This is a genomic window from Actinacidiphila rubida, from assembly GCF_900110255.1.
GTDB classification, from domain to species: Bacteria; Actinomycetota; Actinomycetes; order Streptomycetales; family Streptomycetaceae; genus Actinacidiphila; species Actinacidiphila rubida.
Genome location: NZ_FODD01000052.1, coordinates 23537 through 43978, shown reverse-complemented (window position 1 = coordinate 43978; position 20442 = coordinate 23537). Strand labels below are relative to the sequence as shown.

Below are 20442 nucleotides of genomic sequence, written 5' to 3'. Positions count from 1 at the left end.
CCCGCGGAGCGGGTACCACATCGCTGCGCGATGTGCAAGCGAAACGCCTCGCTTCGCTCTGCGTGACCGCGCTGCGCGCGGTCTGCCCGGCTGCGCCGGGCCAACCCCTCCGCTTCGCTTCAGGGTTGATGGCCCGTCACCGGGCCCGCTTCGCGGCCCCTCTGACGGGCCATGGGGCCCGCGCTCCGCGCGGGCCAGGCGGTGCGCTCCGCGCCCCGCGGTCGGTGTCCGAACGGCGCTTCGTGTCGCCCGGATCGGGGCGGGCAACAAGCAAGCTGGCTAGGAGGGGGCGGCATCGGAAAGGCGGGTGCGGCGCACACGCGGAGGTCCGCGTTCCCGATGCCGCACCCGCCTGCTCGCATGATGCCAGGCTGATCATGAAAGACTCGCAGCTCTGAGAGGTCGGTGTAAAAGATCCCAGGCAGCTAACTCGGGGTGAACAGGCCTCGCCGTACTCCAGGAAGCAGCAATCGCCGCCCGCCGTTAGCCATCCGAGTTCGCCCCGCCGCGCTCACCCTTGTTGGACTGGATGGACCCCGGGACACCCGGCGGAAGCGGCGGAGGCGGACCCAACGGGCCAGCCAGCCGGCGCCGTTCACGAAGGGACTGGCTACGGGCCGTAACCCCAGCCCCCACTGCGTACATCCCGTACGGCACCCCGGCCATAGCCGCATGCCCCCAAGCCTCATCCGACCAGAAGTGTTGCCCAGCACGCCGCAGCCCCAGAACACAACGCCGATGCACAGCACCGCCACCCACGAACGCCGCTTCATCATCCACCCCCACCCCAAAGCTCCCCACCATGCCTCTCTGGCGGATCACACGGACAGACAGGCTCAACTCGGGTCTTCGGAAGCCCGACGCCGCCACAAGCGCCAGTATCCGATGAGCAGCAAAGTCGGATAGACGCTGAGAGCAAGTGCGGCCAAGAACGCGAGAACCCGCTGCCACCAAAGCCAACCGTCATCAGGAGTGACAGCCGCCGCCAGGAACGAGAACGGAAACACTGCCATCGCTATGGCGCCCCGCACCGGATCCAGCGGCCGGTGCTTCGACGCGAGATGCTCCGGGAGCGGCAGGTCGCCCCTCCAAGCCGCGTACCGCTCCCTGGGACTCTTCCGCAACTCTACGAACGGCTCCCGAGGCTGACCCCTATGCGCCATGGCCAGACAGTACGCCCCCGCGACTTTCGACCAGAGACCCAGCCGGCGCCGCCCGACCTGTGAACCCACCACGTAGCGGCGAGCAACAACAGGCGGGCGGGGGGCGTCATGGGGGGGGTGGCCGACTACGGGCAGGCAGGGGGGCCGGCTCGTGCGGGTAAGGGGGTGGAGTCACTCCCAGCTGCCCCCAGTAATCTGCCAGGCGGCCTTGGTGGCAGTGCCGTCATCGATGACCACTCCCCACCGTTGAGCAGATGCCTGCAGTGCGTCCTTCACCTCCTCAAAGGGGCGGGACCAGTGAGTGATGGAAACCTCCTCCCACACCGCCCGACACCTCATGGCTTGCTCCACCACTCGAAGGAGGTCCGTCTCGTATTTGGACGGCACAGGTTCCACTGCTGCCCCTCCTTGCCATCACGAGCAGGTCACCAGGAAGGTGAAGTCAACCACCAGGAAGCGGGACACGAACAAGGCAAGGGTGTGCGTCAAAGACGAGCATGCGCTAACCTTTGGACTCAGACACAACCCCCGGAGCACACCAGACCGGGAACGCGAGCGTCCTGGGATGGGGAGCGTCAAAACCATGGTGGCAGTGGTCATCAAAGGCGAAGCAGGAAACACGGTCGTGGAAATGGATCCGCTGCCGCATCAGATCGAGGCGTCCGATGCGGCGGTGCGGAAACTCGAATTGGGGCCCGGTCGGGCCATGCCCGCGCAGGGTCTTCGGACGCAGATCATTGCGGCGACTGGTTCGGGTAAGACTTTCATGGGCGTTTTGACTGCCCGGAAACTGCGGGCACGGAGGGTGCTCATTTTGGTGCCCACGCTCGACCTTCTCGCGCAGATGGCGGCCGCCTGGCGGGCCGGTGGCCGCACCGGAGCGTTCTACGGAATCTGCTCTCTGCAGGCGGATGACGCGGGGTTCGCCTGCACGACGGACGTGGACGAGCTGGTGGCGTGGACGCGCGACTTGGAGCAGGTGACGGTGTTCGCCACGTACGCCAGCGTGGGGTTGGGCACGCTTCAGCGGGCGCACGCGGCGGGCCTTGCGCCCTGGTCGCTGGTGGTGGTTGACGAGGCGCACCGGACCAGTGGCAGGGGCAGCAAGCCGTGGGCGGCGATCCATGACAACGCCAAGGTGCCGGCTGACCGCAGGCTCTACATGACGGCGACCCCGCGGGTGTGGGAGGCGCCGGAGGCCGAAGAGGGCGGCGGTGCTCCGGTGCTGGTGGCCAGCATGGAAGACAGCCCGGATGGCCTGTTCGGTGAGGTCGCTTATCGTCTGACGCTCTCGACTGCCCGGAGTCTGGGGCTGGTTGCGGCCTACCAGGTGGTGTGCGTCGACGTGACCGACCCGGAGCTCCAGGCGGCCGCGTTGCTCGGTGTCAGCAACCGGTCGGACAACGTGCGCGGGTCCCGGCTCGCCGCGTTGCAGACCGCGGCGGTGAAGACGGCTGCCGAGCGGGGACTTCGGCGCATGTTGACCTTCCACTACCGCACCAGCGAGGCCGAGGCCATGGCGGCCGGGGTGCCGGCTGTTGCCCGGCGCCTGTGGGAGGACGATGCGACAACCTACCCGGAGCCGGAGAGGGTGTGGGCGGACTGGCTGTGCGGGGAGCACAAGCCCAAGCGCCGGCGGGCCACGCTGGCCACCTTCGCCGACCCCGTCGGCGAGCGGCACGACGGGGAACTGGTCCCGATGCGGCTGCGGCTGCTCAGCTCAGTTCGCGTGCTCGGGGAAGGCGTGGACACGCCAGGATGTGACTCTGTGTTCTTCGGGGACGTGCGCGGATCCGCGGTCGACATCCTCCAGATCGTCGGCCGGGCCCTGCGGATGAAACCCGGAGAAGGCAAGGTCGCGTCGTTGGTAGTCCCGGTTTTCCTCGGCAAGGACGAAGACCCCGACGCCATGCTCACCTCCAAGGGCTACAACGCTCTGGCCAAGGTTTTGGCTGCGCTGCGTAGTCACGACACTGAGACCATCGAGCAGTTGGCGGAACAGCAGACCACCAGCCGGTACCGGAAGCCCTCAGCGGCGGAGCGCGATGCTGCCGGGCGGGGTGAGGAGCGTGGCACCTCCGCCCCCGCGCAGAACCTCCTGGTGTTCTCCACGCCCCGCGATCCCGCCATTTTGGCGCAGTTCATGAAGCTCCGGATTCTCCGCCCGGAAAACACGTACTGGCGTCAGGGAATCCAGGCCGCGACACGGTACCTGAAAGAGAACGGGGATCTGAAAGTCCCCTACAGCTTCACCACACCGGAGGACTGGCAACCCGCTGACTTTCCCCTTGGAACATGGATTGCCGACCAGCGAAGGTTCTTCAACGCCGGTGAGATGAAGCCCGCTCGCGCCAAGGAACTCGAAGAACTCGGCATGATCTGGTCGCACTGGGACGTCGCATTCCAGGAAGGACTGTCAGCAGCCGAAGAGTGGGCGGCGGCGCACGGCCACTTCCTCCCGCCCACCACGGCCGTGTGGAACGGCCACCCGGTGGGGGTGTGGGCCAAAAATCTGAGGACGGCAGGCCGGAAGCTGGCGGAGATCGAGGCGCGGCGCGAGGCCGGCCTGCCGATCGGCTCCACCATCGGGGCGCTGACCGAAGAGCGCCGCGACGCGCTCGAGGCGATCGACCCGAGCTGGTGTCCGGCCTGGCCCGTGGCCTGGCAGCGCTGCTACATGCTGTGCCGGACACTCATCACCATTGGCGCTCCGCGCCCGACTGCCGCAGGGCAGACCACGCTCCAGGGCGAAGACCTAGGCGCCTGGATCCAGACCCAACGCCTTAGCTGGGACGATCTCCTGCCCGCGCAGCAGTGGATGCTCGAGCACATGTTGCACTTGGCTCCGGCCGAGGCGTCTGAGCGGCCGCCAGTGCCCCGTACGCAGGCCGACAAGTGGGCGGCCAACCTCGCGGCCGCCCGACAGTTCCACGCCCGCGAAGGACACCTCCAGGTGCCCCGCAAGCACATCGAAGACATCGACGGCGTGCCCAACAAGCTCGGCATGTTCCTGGACAACGCCCGCAGACGAGCCGACAAGCTCACCCCCGAACGACGCGCTGGACTCGACGCGTTGGGAATGCGCTGGTAGTTGAGGCGAGGCGTCGACGTGCCTTCACGCACGCCCAGGCAGTCGCTGTCAGACGGCCGGGCTGCGGCCCAAGCCTCCGATGCCCCCGGGGGCCGCTCGCCCCCGGGGACATCGACACCCGCACCGGTCCGTCTCGTGGTTGGACCGGGTCAGGTGGTAGGGGACCGTGGGCTGAGTGCAGCGGGCGGGTCCGGCGTTGCGCGGCCGGTGCTGCCTGCCCTCGGTGCCGTGAGGCCGCTGCTACGTCACGTCGAGCGCATACTCGCAGGGCAGCACTTGGTGGTAGGTGTGGTCGTTCTGCTGATAGGTGATGTCGCAGCCCTTGATGTGATGGGCGAGTTTTCCGCTGGCCTGGACGCGCACACCTGCGTAGTAAGGACTGGTGGCTCCGGGCTTGATGATGAGTGTCTTCTTCGCGTAGTCCGGGTATTTGGTGAAGTCGGTGTCAAGGCCCCCGAGCAGGTACCCGGGGGTGTCGTTCACGGAGGACACGGTGTATCCCCGGACTTGTACTTGTCCGGGCACCGAGAGGACTTTGAAGCCGGTGAGCGCGACCGGGGCCTTGCTGACGTTCTTCAGCAGCGGGAAGGAGAACCGGTAGACCACGCCGATCTTGGCGTGCGGATACCCGGAGGTCCCGAACATGGCGGGACCACCTCCCTGGAGTGCCGAGCCGGTGCGTGGCCCGCCGGTGCTGGTGCCGCAGGCCGCGGCCAGCAGCACCGCCGCCGCAGCAGCCAGGGCTTTAGTAGGAGTAGAGGACACCGGGGTTGCTCCAGACCGGTCCTTTGGCGCCCCAGATGTCGTGCTCCTGGGCACCGTTTCCTGCGGTGATCTTCTGGAAGTGGTTGCTGTTGAAGTCGGTGTCGAGGCTGAGCTCGACGTTGAAGACCTTCACCGCGAAACTGTAAGTGACCGAGGTGCCGGCGTTGACGGTGTAGTACATGCCACGGGACAGCACTGCCCGGTAGGAGGAGTTGGAGCGCGAGTAGGCGTTGTATCCGTCGTGGCTCGATACGTCGGATCCAAAAGCGCTGACGGGCTTGCCGGCGGGCACCAGGTACTTGATCGGGACGATCGAGTAGTTGTGGACGATGCGGTTGTTCGGGCACAGCAGTTCGTGGTCGCGTTCCTGGTACTGGATCGGCACCCGGAACTGCTGGGCCCAGTACGGTCCCTTGCCGGTGAAGCCGGTGGCCCGGCCCATGCTGGTCTTGCGGGAGATCTTGCCCTTGATCGACCAGTACTTGCCGTCGATGCTGGTGGCGATGCCCCAGGTGCTGGACAGCGTGGTGCTGTACTCGAACGCCGCGGTGGCGTCGTAGTAGGCGTGCCCCTCGCCGACGGTCGTGTACTGGACGGACGTGGCCAGCACGCGGTCGTTGACCCCGCAGGTAGCCACCTGGGGGGTGACGCCTGCGTAGTTGACGCCGCCCACGACGTCCGGGTTGTAGCCGGTGGTGGACGAGCCGTCGGTGGCCTGCCACTGCGGCAGCACCGCGTCGTCGGCCGGCACGGGGCTGCTGTCCTGGGCAGCGGGGTCGCCGTCCGGGGTGACGGCCGGGGTGATGGCGTTGGTACTGGTGGCGGGATGGACCTGGATGGTGTCCGGAGTTTCCTGGCGCGCGGCCGCCGACCCGTCGGTGGTGGCCGCGCCGGTGGCAACCCCGGCGTCGACGTAGTCCGAGCCGCTCATCACGGTCCCGTCGGGCGCGGTGCCGGTGACCTCGGCCTGCACGGCGAGCACACCGCCGTTGGCATCGGCCAGAGCCTGCAGACCGCTGGGGAGCGTCGCCGGCAGGGTGTACGACCACGAGCCATCAGCTGCCGTCGTGGCAGTACCCACCACAGTCGGAGCCACGGCGGTGCCGTCCTCCGGCACGGAGTCCACAGCCGTCAGCTGCACCGCCGCGCCGGCCCACGGCGCTCCAGACCCGAGGGTGAACGTTCCCCGGATCGTCGGCGGCCCGGAGACCGCAGGAGTCGTCGGGTCCGGCGCCGCCGTCACCGTCGGCCCACTGGAAGGCTGAGCGGCGGTGCTGCTCGGCTTGACGCTGGGATCGGTAGCCGTCGGCGTTGGCGTGGACGTCGTCGGGCAGGTGTCCTGCAAACAACCCGGACCGCCCACCGCATACGCGGAGCCGCCCGTGCTGAGGGTACAGATCAAAAGCGCCGCACTGCCGGCCGTCGTGACAGCCGCCAGCGCATGGCGCAACGAGGTGCGCATACGTGGATTCCCCTCCCAAGAAAACCGCCAGCACTCCTCAGCAACCGCGCCGAAGCGCGCCCCCTGCCGAGGAGGTGGCAGGGCCATCACGTTCCGTCGCGATGACCAGTGCGCAGACCGTAGAGGCTCACAGCCAACTCATGGAATATGCCTTGGGAATATCTTTACGATCAAGATCATGACGGTTCGTCAGAGCGGCACCACGAGGCGCAACTGCAGATCATCAGGGCTGCGAAAAGCGGAAGGGCGGCATAGACGGCGATGGACACGGCCGGCAGGAGTGCCGACTGGTAAGCCAGCGGCCTGGCACCGCTGAAGCCATCCGTAGCGGAACCTGCCCGAGGCCCACCCGCCCCTGCCCACCGCCTCCGATCCGGTCACGGTCCGAGAGCAAGGACCTGAACGCGCGAGGTCGCCACGCAGCGCGTCGGGCGAGCTCAGATGCTGCCCTCACAGGCCTCGATGCTGGAGAACACGCTCCATCTGTGCCCGGCGAACGTCTCGGAGCAGCCTCTGGCGTCTTGCACGCAGGCCGACAGCCCGTGCAACCTCACCGAGGAGACCAGGAGCAGCCCCTCGGAGCTGTTGGTGGGCTGACTGGCCAGCAGCAGTTCGGCGATCTCCTTCGAGGCGTTCACCAGGCCTCGTTTGCCCTCCAGGAACGCTCTGACCTGGTCCGGCAGCTGCGACTTAAACTCCGCGTCCACGACAACTTCGCGTCCCAGCTTGACCAGCACATCTTTGAACTTCAGCTCGAGCTCGCCGCGGACCGTTCCATCGAGGCTGCAGGTGGCCTCACTGAACTTGACCTTCGCGGGAGTGAGGTCGGTCTTCAACTTCCGCGGAATCGAGTGCACGATCGCCTCGTCGACGATCAAGTCACCGAAATCGACTATCATTCCCCCGGGCTGCGCGCGAAGTGCGCCAGCGCGGCCGCGCGGAAATCGGTCGCGGTCCTGCTCGGCTTGGAGCCGCTCCGTCAGTGCGAGCGTGCCGTCGACGGCGCCCTGGTCCCGCAGTTGCTCGAGCGCGGCCGCGACGTCGCCGCGGATTGTGGCTTCCGCTCACGCCATGACGGCGGCGACGTCATGGCGGTCGTCGACAGGGACGCGGTACGCGGCTGCGATCAGCCCAACCAAGTGGCGTCGGCTCCCGCCGGCCAAACCGCCCGGTGAAAGAGTGACGCCTTTCCCGACGAACCATGCGCCGTCGGGCTGTGACTGCGCGATCGATGTGGTCGGGGAGCGTTCGACCGCCGCTCGCCCTCACTTTGGACGTCATGCTGCTGCGTCGGCACAGACCACCGTGGGAATCATGCCTCCAGAAGCCGATCCATCGTTTACGACGTCAACAACCCATCCCACCGGCTTGCCAGTTCCCACCTCAGTGTACGGATACGACCTGACCACCCGCAGGTTGGGGTCGGCAATGTAGCCGCCGCCTGTGGCGATTTGCCCATCAGGGCACGTCACGATGGCGTTGCCAGGTGCGCCCGCTGGAACCGTGACTTCGGTGCCGGACACTGTGCCAGCGCCTGACAGGCCGCCACCACTGCTGCCCGCGGGGGCCGTCGCCTGGCCGCTCTGGCTGCAGCTGATGTTCTGAGTGCCGCTGAAGGAATTGCCCTGCCCGACCTGGCCCATCGGGTAGCACACCTGAAGCACTGACGCATTGCCCAGAAGCGAGAGGAGTCCTCCGTCGCCTTGAGCCTGGGCAACGCCAGCACCGAACATCATTACTCCCGTCACCGCGCTAATGACCGCGGCAAACCGCGTGGTGAGCTTCACTCCACAACCTCCGTCGAAACCTGCTGCCAAACCCTGCTACGGACAGCAGAATGACGACGCGAGGTGAGGAACGAATCACTGGACACGCTGGGCAGTCCCCCCTTCCCCCATATGGCTTGTCCCCTCGGATGATCCCTTTGTCGACAGCCAGCCAATTCCCCACCCGGAACGTCACGTAATGGGCCAGGGGGACGGTGACGTCGCGACCGCCGTGTCCATGGGGACGATGACCGTGCGTCGGGATCCCCAGGGCGCCAGAGGTTCCCTTGCCGCCCGATAACCAGCCCGTCGTTCAGGCTGGTCAGGGCTGTCCAGGGTGGCCGCGAGGCCAGCGCGTAGCGCCGCCACAGGCGCCCTTTACCGACCGGACCAGCCGCACACTGATCCGTCGGGCGGCCCGTCACGGCCTCAGCCCAGGTGGGGAATTGCGTGACGCTGATCATGGAAATCCTGGGGAATTGCATGACCGCTGACACGTTCGTGCGCTCCGCGAAGTCGACCGGCCTCGCGAGACTCCGGAGGGCCTGGACGTCATGGCTCGTTACGAGGACAAGAAGAACATCACTGCGCGACGGCGGAGCACGACCTCTCTCGCCCTGGTCGTCGAAGCGCACCAGGAGGAGTAGGGCGGCCAGCGCCCAGAGCGGGCGACACGTGAGCGCGGAGCGGCGCGCGGAACTCGCTGCGCTCAGCATGCGGTGGTCATGACGGGCATCGTCGCGGCCGCCATGAGTCGGTGAGTGAGGGGGAACGAGCTGCGGGCCGGACGAGGTGATCTTGTCCGGCCCGCATCTGACTGGCACAACAGCGGGAACAGCTGAGACCACCTGTCAGGGGTGCCTTCGGGATAGGAGGGCCTCAGCCCTGGTGCATCATGGAATCGAACGGAGAATCGAACTAGCCTGGAGCCGTGAGCAAGGACGCGGGCCGGCTGGAGGACCTGCCGAAGGCCGACGGGCCGCTGGTGCGGGTGACGCTCCACGACGGCCAACGGCTCTACGCGGTGGTCAAGGGCCGCCGGCGCGAGCCCGACGGGTCGTGGTGGTTCGACCTGCAGATCCACCTCCCGGTACCCAACACCACGTGGGGCACACTGCGGGACGAGCCCGCGGCCGTGGACTTCCGCGCACCGGCTGGCCGTTGCGAGCCCATCGAGGGCGAGGCGTACGACCAGGTGCCCACCGAGCGCGTCGGCGTCGCCCCGGCATGGAAGGTCGAGGAACGGGTCTACTTCACCGACGACGTCGGCCCAGCCAGCATCGTGCACCGCGGACACTGCCACGCCACCCGCGACCACGCCCCTCCCGCCACCACCGAGCAGGCCCGCGCCATCCTGGCGCGCACCGACGCCGCGGCGTGCCAGGTATGTCGGCCGGACCGGCCGCTGCGCACCGCGGCGTAACCGCACGGCCCCGACCCCCGCATTGGGGACTCAATGGAAACAACCACCTCTTCCTGTTCCAGGAAGAGGTGTCGAACCGCACGACCGGTTGCGCTATGGGGGCTGACCTGCGCAAACGCAGGTCAGCCCCCATTGTGGTGTGGACCGCAGAACGGACCGGTGAACGGACCAAGTAGCGGACCAGCGAGCGGACCGCAGGGCGGACATACGAGCGGACCAGAACCGCAGATGCCGTTGCGGCGGAGGCTCGTTTTTGATCAAGCATGTGCGCAAGGGGCACCACGGAGAGTCGAAGCAGAGGGGAAAGGAGAAGTCTTGTCCTCTGCAACCTGGACCATGTTCGACGGCGACGCGCTCGATGTGCTGCGCCAACTGCCTAACGACTCCGTCGATGCCGTGATCACCGATCCGCCCTACAACTCAGGAGGCGCGAGCTCGACCTCCCGCACGAACCAGACCGCCCGCAAGAAGTACGTCTCCTCAGATGCCCAGCACGACCTGCCGGACTTCACCGGAGACCAGCGTGATCAGCGCGGCTACCTGGCGTGGATGACCCTGATCTTGGGGCAATGCCTGCGCGTGACCCGCACGGGCGGGCCGCTCCTCGTGTTCTGTGACTTCCGACAGCTGCCCGTGACCTCCGATGCCCTGCAGGCAGCGGGATGGGTGTGGCGGGGAGTCGTCCCTTGGCACAAACCGATCGCCCGGCCCCAGCTCGGCGGCTTCCGCCGGTCATGCGAGTACGCGCTGTGGGCCACCAACGGGCCCGTGGACGCCGCACGGAACCCGGTGTCGCTGCCAGGGCTGTACACGGCGAGTCAGCCGCGTGGCTCGCACCGGGTGCACATCACGCAGAAGCCGCTGGAGTTGATGCGGGAGCTGGTGAAGGTCTGCGTGCCGGAGGGCACTGTGCTGGACCCTTTCGCAGGATCGGGGTCGACCGGGGTCGCCGCACTCGCTGAGGGGCGCTCCTTCCAAGGGGTGGAGTTGAGCCCCGCTTACAGACGTGTGGCTGAGAGCCGGCTGAGTCAGGCGGCTCTCGGCACGATCGTCTGATCCATCCCCACGTCGGTGCTCCCAGGTTGCTTCGGCCCGGGAGCACCGACGCGTGCCGTGACTGGACTCCTTCGAGGCGAGCGCCGCGGGCGTGCAGCGGTTGCGCTGATGCTTGCGCCGCCCACCACGAACGACGGGCGGCAAAGTGCAATCGGCTGACCTGCACCTACTCGGGTTTTGAGCAAGCACCAGCGCAAGGGGGCGTGAGGAGGGTTCTTGGCACGAAGTCGAAAGGACCCGCGCCGTGAACCGCTCCACCGTCAACGAGAACGCCTTCGACCGGCTGAACGCCGAGTGGCGTGTGCAGTGCGCAAACTCCGTCAACGGCGCTGTCGTGGCCGGGTGGCTGATCAAGGCCGGCGTTTTCGAGGCCGGCGAGGCCCCGGGCGACCTGGCGGCTCTCCTGGGCTGTCTGGCGTTCAGGGACCGGCGCCACGGGCGCGCGCACAGCGACGTGTGGCTCACCGCGTTGCTGGGGCGGGCGGTCGGCCAGAACGAGCAGGCGGAGTTGGCCTGCCGGGTGGTGATTCAAGCGATGCTGCCGGCGGCGATGGCCATCTCGCGGCGGATGCGCCGCCGTGGCCGCAGCTTCGGTGACGCCGCTCACGCCGTGACCGCCGCGCTGTGCGAGGTGGTAGCCGCCTATCCCCTGCAGCGCCGTCCGCGGCGGATCGCGGCGAACCTGGCGATGGACACGCTTCAGCGCGCCTCGCTCGAGTTGGCGCGGGACAGCAAGCGGGACCAGGACGTGTCGCTGGAGACCGTCGAGCGCTGGCCCTTGTGGGGGCGTGTGGCCGATCCGGTCGAGGTCGCGGAGTTCACCCAGATCGCGGCCGGAGCTGCTGCCGCTGGTCTGGTGGCCGCGGGTGAGGAGCTGACGGGCGCGCGGGCCGAGATGGCGGACCTGCTGGTGTGGGCGCTGTGTGAGCAGGTCCTGGAACCCGACGCGGCCCGGGTTCTGGCCGCCCACTATCGCGAGGGACCCGCCCCGGACACCGCTCTCGCCGCACAGGCGGGGGTGAGCACTGCGGCGGTTCGGCAATGCCGTGCTCGCGCCAAGCGCCGCCTGCGAGATGCCGCGCCCCGATACATCGCGGCCGCGTGAATCTCCGGAAATTCCTTCAGCCCCGCGTCACAACAGGCCGGATTCGGCTGCTTGAAGCACCCGATGGCACCCACCGGAAGGAGCACGAGATGCAATCACCCGAGCAAGGCGGTCTTAGCGAGACCGAGCAGATGCTGGTCAGGACCCGCAGGCAGGCGGACAGCCTCGCCGTCGCTCTGGTCCGCAACCCCTTCGACCCGAGCACCGTGGCGGAGCTGCGGCGGTTCCTGGAGCACGACGCCGGGCCCGCTCAGGCCGCGTACGAGGCGCTGCGCGCATTGGCCCCGGAAGTGCTGCGGGCGCGGTTGGAGCACCTGGCGAGGCTGAGCCGGAAAGGGACGTGCCCTGATCTCAATGGCCGGGTGACGTCGTGAGGCGGCGCCGAAGCCAGGCCGCACCGGCGGATGTAGTGGGGGCTGATGAGTGGCCGCCCGCTGCGGCGTCGACGGGCGTGGTGGCAAACACCGCGGTGCTGGTGCGGTGGGTGGCGTGGGCGTTGCTGATCGGCGGGGTGCTGCTGGGTGGCAGCGCGTACCTCAGCCGCCCCACACAGGCGGTTTCACCGGTGCGGGTGGCCGCGGCCAACGTGTCGGACAGCGGGACGTCGCTGGGGCCGGCCGGGTTCGCGCAGCTGTACGTCGCGGCATACATCGAGGCGGGCGAGGGCTCGCAGAAGGCGCTGGCTGCGTTCTATCCGGCCGCGGCGCAGGTGTCCTTGTCGGGGAAGGCAGGTGAGCAGCGGGCGGAGCAGACGGCCGCTGTGCGGTTCACCACGGTCGCCCCGGGCTACTGGTCGGTCATTGTTGCCGCTCGGGTGACCGGCCCGACCGTGGCGGCCGACCCAGCGGTCGAGCCGCCCAACCCCACAGGGGCGGGGTCCAGTGGGCTGCGGTATTTCCAGGTCGCCGTGCGAGCCACCGGCGCCGCCGGACAGGGCGGCTACGTCGCAGTCGCGCTGCCAGCAGAGGTCTCCGAGCCGGGACACGGCGGTGCGCCGTCGCTGGACTACGGTCCCTCGGTCCCTGCGCAGGCTGCCGATCTGGCGGTGCAGACCCTGCAGGCGTTCTTGGGTGCCTACCTGACCGGGGCCGGGGAGCTGGACCGCTACCTGTCGCCCGGCACGCAGTTGGCACCGGTCACGCCGGCGCCGTACACCGCGGTGACGGTCGCTCAGGTCGCCGAGCACGCCGGTGCAACGGCGCCGAACACGGCGCAGGCGCCGGCCGATGGGGCGGTGCGCCGGCTGCTCGTCGACACCGCAGCCACGACTGGCAGTGGGCAGCAGCGGCCGCTGACCTACGCGGTGGTCCTCAAAGCCCGGGCCGGCCGCTGGGAGGTCGCCGCGATCGACGCTGCCCCCGACCTGGCAACCGGCGCGACACCCACGGCCGCGGCGACGTCGCCGGCCGCAACTTCGACAGGTGAAGGACAAGGATGATGATCGACACCAGTGCCGCCGTGACGATGGCGGGGATCCTCGGGGACACCAAGTCGCTCGGGGACCAGATCAACAGCCTGCTGATCACCACGGTGATGAGCATCATGTGCTCCGCATTCGTGATCATGGAATGGGCGCGGAGCCGCTCCATCCTGAAGGCGTTCATCGCGGTGATCGCCGCGGGTGCCTTGTGGTGGGGCGTGATGAACGTGACGGTCTTCAGGGACAAGGCCGGTCAGGACATCCAGAACCCGAGCGGCGCCATGGGTGCGGTCGTCCAGGTCGACCCGATCGCCGGGGCACGCCGATGAGCGCGCCTACCGGGGCCGGTCAGGACCAGACGTTGGTCGGGGTCTGCTACACCCGCGCTCGCAGATTCCCGCTGGTGATCGGCACGTTTCCCGGCGGCGGGCGGCTGTGGGGCGGGCCCTATACGGTGCCGCAGTTCGCGGTCATGGCGGCAACATTCGGGGCCATGATGCTCACCCGCACGGTGTGGGGCGTCTTCGGCCTATTCGACATCGTGCTGGCGCTCGGCGTGCCGTACGCGGCAGGGTTCGCGGTGCGCAAGGTCCAGGTCGACGGGCGCAACCCGCTGGCGGTCATCGCCAGTGCTGCCGGGCTTGCCGCCGCGCCGCGCGGCGGCCGGCTGGAGGGGCGGTCGGTGCCGCGCTGCCGGCCCCGCGCCGTGACCGGCGTATGCACCCTGTCCGCGGCCACGCCGAAGCCCGTTGCGGGCCTGGCGGTTCACGCGGCCGGGCCGGCGCCGGCTACGCCACCCAACGGGATGCTGCCGGCGTCAGGTGTGGCCGCGCTGCTCGCCCAGCGGGCCCGACGGGCCTCCGCGGACGGGGAGGCCTGAGTACCGTGCGGCTTCCCCTCCGGCACCTGGCTGGGAACGTCATCTGGACCGTGCACGGCACTGCGTGGGCGCTGTGGCGAGTGCAGTCAGGCTCCAGCGCCCACGCCTCGAACAGCGACAAGCACCGCCGCCTGGCCGTCATCGAGTCCCTGATCAAATCGTTGACCGGCGAGTCGATGCTGTTGAGCTTGTGCCCGTCGATCGACCCGGCGTCCGTGGTGCGCAAGATGACCGCCGACGTCGACCTGGACGCCGATGCCTCCGACCGCTACGTGGCCCTGGCGCAGCGGGTGCTGACTCAGCTGGAGACGCTGGATCTGACCGGGCGCACCGACTGGTTGGCAGTGCCGCTGCCGCCGCCCACGCGGATGCAGGCCGTGCGGGACGCGATCGCCGCCGGCCGATCGGAGTTCGCCTCCCAGCTCGGCCTGCTGCCGGCACCGGTCCGGGCCCGCGAGGAGATCGCGCTGCTGGAACAGGCGGCCGCAATCGCGGCCTCCTGGCCGGCAGCACTGAAGGTGCGGCCGGCTAGTGAGGCCGAGATCATGTGGATCTACGGGCACGCCGCCCGGCGCGGCACCCTGGAACCGCTACTGCCCGAGAGCGACGGTGCGCGACCGGCCGTGGGCCGATCGGTTGCTGCCTGGGGCCAAGCGGTCTTGACCGAGGGCGGCCTCGACGACGTCGACCAGGCCGGGCACCGCGAGCGAGCACAGGGCACCGGCAACCCGTTCAAGCGGCGGTGGCTGCAGGTCCACACGCCGTTCGGCACCAGCTACCAGGTCATGCTGGCGCTGTCGCAGATGCCGGAGGAGTTCGTCTTCCCCGGCTCGGAGTACCTGGCCGCCTTGGACTCCTTTCATTTCCCCGTCGACTGGGTCGTCCGGTTGAAGGTGACCCCCGGCAACAAGGCAGAGGCCCAATCTCGCCGCCAGGCACGCGAGTTGGCCGGGCAACCCGAGGAGTACGGCAACGATCCGGCGGGGGTGCCGGCCTCGGTGGACAAGAGCGCAAGCCGGCTGGATGAGTACCGCGAGCGGCTGACGGCCTCGCAGACCGAGGTCGAGGTCCAGGCCATGCCGGTGCTGAGCGTGTGGGGTGCCACCCCCGCCGAGGCGCAGGCCCGGGCCGACGCGCTGATCCAGTTCTTCGGCGGCAACGACTACACCTTCGCTCAGCCGCTCGGGGCGCAGGAGGCCCTGTGGTACGGGATGCTGCCCGGCGCCCGCACGCCGCGGGTCATGCTCAAGTACGCGCAGGTCCTGCTCGCGCGCGACTTCGCGATGGGCGGCCCCTTCGGGGGCAGCGCGCTCGGAGACGACACCGGCCAGCTGTACGGGCTGCAGTTGTCCGGCGGTGGCATCCGACCGGTCCTCACCGACTGGACCCGTGGGCCGCGGGCGAAAGCGTCCGCGTCGGCCGCGTTCATCGGCGAGCTGGGGTCGGGCAAGAGCACCGCGATGAAAGCCGCGGTCTACGCGGTCCTGGCCGCCGGCCGCCGCCGCAGCCACCGCGGTTCGCGCGGCCGGGCGGTGATCGTGGACCGCACCCCGCAGCAGGAATGGGTGCGCTTCGCGAACGCGTGCCCGGGGACCACCCAGGTCATCACCGTGGACCAGCGTGCCGAAGTCTCGCTGGACCCGCTGCGGATCTTCGCCCGCCACCGCGCCGAGGCGCAGCGATTCACCGAGAGCTTCCTGACGCTGCTGCTCGGCATCGGCCCGATGTCCGAGATGGGCATGGCACTGTCAGAGGCAATCGAAGCCGTCCTGGCAAGGCCGGCCCCGTCGATGGCCGCCCTGATGAGCGAGCTGCAGCACCGCGGCGCCGCCGACCCCGACAGCCTCGCGGTGCTGCGGAAACTGACCTCGCATCAGCGCAAGGACCTAGCGCGCGCGGTCTTCGACCCCTCGCTGCCGGTCGTCGACGTCGCGCGTGCCGACGCCGTGGTGTTCTCGGTGCCGAACCTGTCATTGCCCAGCGCGGGCGAGTCGGCCTGGCTCGAGCACGGCGCGATCGAGTACGAGAAGATCTTCGGCCGCGCCGCGATGTACCTGATCGCGGCGATCTGCCGGCAGGTCGCCTTCGACCCCGATCACCCGGGCGAGTTCTGCGCGGTCGTGTGGGATGAGTGCTGGTGGCTGACCGCCTCCACGGAGGGCTTGAAGCTGCTCCTGGAGTTGGTCCGCGACGGCCGCAAGCACAACGCGGCCGTCCTGGTCGGCTCCCACGACGCAAACGACATCGGGCCGGCCGACACCGAGCTCGGCGCCGTGGTGCGCGGGTTGTTCCGCCGCCGGTTCCTCTTCCGGCAGTCCGACGGCGAGCTCGCCCGCCGCGGATTGGCCTTCCTGGACCTGGACCCGAACGACGCCGACCTCCACACCCTGGTGACCACCGGCCTGTCCCCGCTGATGGACTCCGAAGCCGCCCAAGCCCTGCGGGCCGGCGAATGCCTACACCGCGACCTACTCGGACGCGTCGGCGGCATGCAGGTCCTCATCCCCAACGACGACCAGGCCGCGGCCGCCATCCACTCCGACCCGACCACGACCGCAGCATGAACAGCCGCCGCGCCACAAGCGTCACGTTCAGTCCAGCGGGAGCCCGTCGGCCGCGGCGGGCGCTGCTGTGGGGACTGGTGCTCCTGGCCGCCTCCACCCTCGGCGCGCTGCTACTGGCCGGCCCCGCGCACGCGGACCCCACCGCCCCGACGCCGCGGCCGGCCACCTCCACACCGGCGCCGACCACCACCCCCACGCCTCAGAGCAGTGCCGCCGGCCCAACGGCGGCACCCGGCGCCGGGGCGGCCGCCGAACCGGTGCCGTCCCCGCCGTCGACGGTGGCCTCACCGCGGCAGGTCAAGGTCTTCAACGGGGAGGTGTTCGCCTACCGCAAGCAGCTCGCGCACAGCGGCATCATGTCCGCGTTCAACGTCAGCGACAGCCAGGGCATCCCGCTGGCCGGCTACGACGTCGCGGCAGACACCGGGGACTGGAAGAGCTGGGACCTGAAGGTCGAAGCGTTCCTGGTCGACCTGATGTTCACCGTCACCAAAGTCATGATCGCGTTCGCGTGCTGGCTTGTCGCCTGGTCCCTGAGCTTCTCCCTGGCGAACATCCTGCTCGGCCCGGTGATCCGGGTCTCGGACTCCCTGTACACGAACGTCATGGTGCAGATGGGGCTGCCCGGCCTGTTCCTGACGTTCTCCGCGGTCACCGCCTGCTGGCATCTGATGTTCGGCGACCGGTCTCGCGGCTGGGGCGAGGCCGGCGCGTCGATCGTCATCTCCGCGCTCGCCGTGACCGTTCTGGCCGCTCCCCCGCAGTTGCTTCTCGGCCCTGACAACGGTGCGGTCGGCAAGGCCAGGCAGCTGGCGGTTGCCACCGCCGTCCTGGTCCTGGGGCAGGACCAGACATCAGCCGACAACGCCGCAGCCGACGCCAGTTCTCTGGCGCAGCCGATCACCGACCGCATGGTCGACGCGTTCATCGTGCAGCCCGACATGCTGCTCACCTACGGGCAGACGTTCACCGGTGACTGCGCCACGCAGTTCAGTCTGCTCCAGGTCCGGCAGGCCAGCTTCGACGCGGCCGTCGCCCGCCAGACGAAGATCATCCATGACATGCCGTCCAGCCTCGACCTGATCCCGGTCGTCGGGGACACCATCGACGACGCGATCAAGGACCAGGCGACCAAGTGGGCGCTGAACCAGTTCGGGCCCAAGACGCCCACTGAGAGCTTCGAAGCCAGCTGCGTGCAAGGCGACGCCGGGCAACTGCGGAAGGCCAGTTTCGACAAGGTCGGCGGGGCGTTCTTCATGATGATCGCCGCGCTCATGGTGGTGATGCTGGTCGTCACCATCGACTTCACGTTCCTGATGGCGCAGGTGTGGGTGGCACTGGAGGCGATCATCGCCCGGTGCGCTCTGGTCATCGGGATCCTGCCGGGCTCCGGCCGTTCCTACCTGTGGGACCGGGCGACCGCGATCATCCGGTCCCTGGCTCTGATGGTGCTGACCGTCGCGGGCCTGGCGGTCTTCCTCGTCACCATCACCGCCATCATGGACGCCGACGCGGCCTCGATCCCTGGCGGGTTGACGATCCGGTTCGTCGTGATCGACCTGCTGTGCATCGCCGCGTTCGTCTACCGGCGCCGGCTGCTGCGCGCGTCGAAGTCAGCCACGTCCCGCGTGCGGGCCCGCCTGTCGTCCAGCAAGCTCGGCGGCTCCCCAGCTCGGATCGAGCAGGGGACACGGGGCAGCCTGGGCGGCCGTCTTCTGAGGACCTCGCTGATGGTCGGCGCGCTCGCCGCGACCGGCGGCACCTCAGCTGCCATGACCAGCGGGATCGGCAGGGCAGGTGCCGCGCGGGCCCTCACCGGCCGACTGGCCGCCAGCGGCCGCGGCCTGGCCAGTGCCGCCACCGGCACGGTCAAAGCAGGCCTGGGCGCTGGCAAGTTCGGGCTGAAGGCGACAGTCGGCCTGCCGGTATACGGGCCACGCGCCTACCAGGCCGCCGATGCAGCCATCCGCGCCATGCCCGGCCAGGCCGTGAGCGCCGCCGACGCGCTGCGGACCCGTCTGCAGCGACACGTGGCCGCGCCGGCCGGGGACTTCCTCGATGAGTACTGGCGCGGCATCGGCGGCCGCTGGCTGATCAACCAGGTCCGCTCGCAACGAGGCCTGCCGCCCGTTCCCGTACGCACACCGCGAGCTCGCCGTCGCCCAGCTACTGCGCCTGCCCCCGGCGCGGTGTTCCCGTCGCCTTCGCCCTTGCCGCCGCAGATGCCGAGGCGTCGCCGCCCGGTTCCGCCACGGCTGCCGGTCCCGCCGGTCTCAGCTCGCCAGGACGAACTGCGGCTGCGGCTGCACCGCATTCGCAGCCGCCCTGCCCCCGCTCCGGCCCCAGCGCCTCCGGTGCCGCCGGCACAACAACCCCCGCCCGCACCCACACCGCCCGCGCCGCGGCCTCGCCCGGCCCGGCCCGCCCCCCGCCGTGCTCCCTCGCCCCGCCGCAGGCTGCGGTGACCGCCCCCGCCGTCGCAGGCGCCGGTGCCGGGCCGCGGGCCCGCACCGTCGGGCTCCTGGCCGGGGTCGCCCTGGCGCCGGTGCTGGTGCCGCTCGCGTTCCTGATCCTGTTCATCGCCGCAGTGGCCGCCGGAGCCGGCGGCCACGACCAAGGGCAGACTGCGACCGCGCCCGGCGCCTACACCGGGCAGATCGCCGACGGGCAAGTCCCCGCAACGTTCGCTCCGTGGCTGACCGCCGCGGCCGCGGCCTGCCGCAACCCCGAGCTCACACCGGTGTTGCTGGCCGCGCAGGTGCGGGCGGAGTCGAACTTCAACACCAGCCGGACCCTGGTCAGTCCGGCCGGCGCCATGGGGTCGGCGCAGTTCATGCCGTCCGCGTGGGCGACATGGGGCCGCGACGACGACCACAACGGCCGCGCCGACCCCTACGACGTCGGAGACGCAGTGATGTCCCAGGGCCGCTACATGTGCGCCTTGATCGGCAAGGCGAAGGCCTCCGGGATCCTCGGGGATGTCCGCGCGCTCGCGCTGGCCGGCTACAACGCCGGCTGGGGCCGCGTCCAGGCCGCCCACGGCATCCCGGCCATCCCCGAGACCCGCGCCTACGTCGCCAAGATCCTCACCTGGGCTCAGCAGATGACCCTCAGCCCCGACCAGATCCCCGCCACGGGCATCGGCGCGGCGATCGTGAACGCGGCCCTGGCCGAACAAGGTCTGCCCTACGTATGGGGCGGCGGCGGAGTTCACGGCCCCACCGCCGGTGGCTTCGACTGCTCCGGACTGACCCAGTACGCCGTCTACGCCGCCACCCACGGCCGGATCACCTTGCCGCGCACCTCCCAGCAGCAACGCACCGCCGGCGTGCCCATTCCCCGCGCCCAGATGCAGCCCGGCGATCTGATCGTCATCAACAACGACGGGAACTGGGGACACGTCGGCATCTACGCCGGCAGCGGCCGCATGGTCAACGCGCCCAAGCCCGGCCGCCCCATCGACGTCGAGGAACTCGCCGGATACTGGGCCAAGTTCCCCTGGGACATCCGACGGGTGGCCTGACTGACCGGCGAGCGTCAGATCGAGTGGCAGCGTGGTGCGGACGGACGCCGGCAAAGGCCCGGCGTCCGCCGCGGTTGGGGTTCGTACGCTGCTGCTGCATCCCCACGCCAGCCAGCGCCATCCCAGGATCGCAGGCGCACAGGACAGGGGGGTGAGTGACCTGCGAGCACTGCTATCTGGGATAACGAGTGCGATGGCGAAAGACTCGGCCACCGCGAGCGCAC

Annotated in this window: 16 protein-coding genes; 12 read left to right on the top strand and 4 right to left on the bottom strand. The window is 69.4% G+C overall.

Translation table 11 applies throughout. From position 1 onward, the window contains the following. Positions 1-1746 precede the first annotated feature (1746 nt). Complete coding sequence (locus tag BMW99_RS34310; RefSeq protein ID WP_245791744.1) at positions 1747-4254, top strand: DEAD/DEAH box helicase; 2508 nt, start codon at positions 1747-1749, stop codon at positions 4252-4254. 240 nt (positions 4255-4494) lie between these two features. On the opposite strand, the gene BMW99_RS34305 is transcribed toward BMW99_RS34310, so the two are convergent. The 3 genes from BMW99_RS34305 to BMW99_RS34295 form a co-directional block, all read right to left on the bottom strand. Next, a complete protein-coding gene (locus BMW99_RS34305; protein WP_141726290.1) occupies positions 4495-5019 on the bottom strand; it encodes a hypothetical protein in 525 nt (174 codons plus the stop codon). Beyond that, complete coding sequence (locus tag BMW99_RS34300; RefSeq protein WP_141726289.1) at positions 5000-6115, bottom strand: hypothetical protein; 1116 nt, start codon at positions 6113-6115, stop codon at positions 5000-5002. The genes BMW99_RS34305 and BMW99_RS34300 overlap by 20 nt, the downstream gene beginning before the upstream one ends. 803 nt (positions 6116-6918) lie before the next feature. Further along, a complete protein-coding gene (locus BMW99_RS34295) occupies positions 6919-7359 on the bottom strand; it encodes a hypothetical protein (protein ID WP_141726288.1) in 441 nt (146 codons plus the stop codon). Between BMW99_RS34295 and BMW99_RS34290 the strand changes: the two genes are divergently transcribed. Further along, positions 7333-7656, top strand: a complete 324-nt coding sequence (locus BMW99_RS34290) for a hypothetical protein (RefSeq protein WP_069465430.1) — start codon at positions 7333-7335, stop codon at positions 7654-7656. The genes BMW99_RS34295 and BMW99_RS34290 overlap by 27 nt on opposite strands. 102 nt (positions 7657-7758) lie before the next feature. On the opposite strand, the gene BMW99_RS40965 is transcribed toward BMW99_RS34290, so the two are convergent. Continuing rightward, positions 7759-8268: a hypothetical protein gene (locus tag BMW99_RS40965; RefSeq protein ID WP_141726287.1), complete on the bottom strand. Its 510-nt coding sequence runs from the start codon at positions 8266-8268 to the stop codon at positions 7759-7761. Positions 8269-9178: 910 nt separating this feature from the next. Here BMW99_RS40965 and BMW99_RS34285 point away from each other — a divergent pair. The 10 genes from BMW99_RS34285 to BMW99_RS34240 all read left to right on the top strand — a co-directional run bounded on the left by BMW99_RS34285 (position 9179) and on the right by BMW99_RS34240 (position 20218). After that, positions 9179-9670 (top strand): DUF6233 domain-containing protein, encoded by a 492-nt coding sequence (locus BMW99_RS34285; protein WP_069465429.1) that lies wholly within the window; start codon positions 9179-9181, stop codon positions 9668-9670. Between the two features lie 336 nt (positions 9671-10006). Then, positions 10007-10726: a DNA-methyltransferase gene (locus BMW99_RS34280; protein ID WP_069465428.1), complete on the top strand. Its 720-nt coding sequence runs from the start codon at positions 10007-10009 to the stop codon at positions 10724-10726. Positions 10727-10970: 244 nt separating this feature from the next. Then, positions 10971-11831, top strand: coding sequence for a hypothetical protein (locus BMW99_RS34275; protein WP_069465427.1), 861 nt, complete (start codon positions 10971-10973; stop codon positions 11829-11831). An 89-nt stretch (positions 11832-11920) separates the two neighbouring features. After that, on the top strand, positions 11921-12205 hold the full coding sequence (locus BMW99_RS34270) for a hypothetical protein (RefSeq protein ID WP_069465426.1): 285 nt from the start codon (positions 11921-11923) through the stop codon (positions 12203-12205). Positions 12206-12240: 35 nt separating this feature from the next. Beyond that, complete coding sequence (locus BMW99_RS34265) at positions 12241-13269, top strand: conjugal transfer protein (RefSeq protein ID WP_069465425.1); 1029 nt, start codon at positions 12241-12243, stop codon at positions 13267-13269. Next, entirely contained in the window at positions 13266-13580 is a 315-nt protein-coding gene (locus BMW99_RS34260; protein ID WP_143080598.1) for a hypothetical protein, read from the top strand. The genes BMW99_RS34265 and BMW99_RS34260 overlap by 4 nt, the downstream gene beginning before the upstream one ends. Then, positions 13577-14131, top strand: a complete 555-nt coding sequence (locus BMW99_RS34255; protein ID WP_069465423.1) for a hypothetical protein — start codon at positions 13577-13579, stop codon at positions 14129-14131. Before BMW99_RS34260 ends, BMW99_RS34255 begins: the two co-directional genes overlap by 4 nt. A 5-nt stretch (positions 14132-14136) precedes the next feature. Continuing rightward, entirely contained in the window at positions 14137-16695 is a 2559-nt protein-coding gene (locus BMW99_RS34250; RefSeq protein WP_075018160.1) for an ATP-binding protein, read from the top strand. Continuing rightward, positions 16692-19160, top strand: a complete 2469-nt coding sequence (locus tag BMW99_RS34245; RefSeq protein ID WP_143080597.1) for a hypothetical protein — start codon at positions 16692-16694, stop codon at positions 19158-19160. Before BMW99_RS34250 ends, BMW99_RS34245 begins: the two co-directional genes overlap by 4 nt. Further along, positions 19157-20218 (top strand): bifunctional lytic transglycosylase/C40 family peptidase, encoded by a 1062-nt coding sequence (locus BMW99_RS34240; RefSeq protein ID WP_075018158.1) that lies wholly within the window; start codon positions 19157-19159, stop codon positions 20216-20218. The genes BMW99_RS34245 and BMW99_RS34240 overlap by 4 nt, the downstream gene beginning before the upstream one ends. Positions 20219-20442 lie beyond the last annotated feature (224 nt).

Coding starts and splice junctions, on each gene's coding strand:
- BMW99_RS34310 (WP_245791744.1), top strand. CDS start 1,747: ATGGTGGCAGTGGTCATCAAAGGCGAAGCAGGAAACACGGTCGTGGAA.
- BMW99_RS34280 (WP_069465428.1), top strand. CDS start 10,007: ATGTTCGACGGCGACGCGCTCGATGTGCTGCGCCAACTGCCTAACGAC.
- BMW99_RS34270 (WP_069465426.1), top strand. CDS start 11,921: ATGCAATCACCCGAGCAAGGCGGTCTTAGCGAGACCGAGCAGATGCTG.
- BMW99_RS34260 (WP_143080598.1), top strand. CDS start 13,266: ATGATGATCGACACCAGTGCCGCCGTGACGATGGCGGGGATCCTCGGG.
- BMW99_RS34255 (WP_069465423.1), top strand. CDS start 13,577: ATGAGCGCGCCTACCGGGGCCGGTCAGGACCAGACGTTGGTCGGGGTC.
- BMW99_RS34245 (WP_143080597.1), top strand. CDS start 16,692: ATGAACAGCCGCCGCGCCACAAGCGTCACGTTCAGTCCAGCGGGAGCC.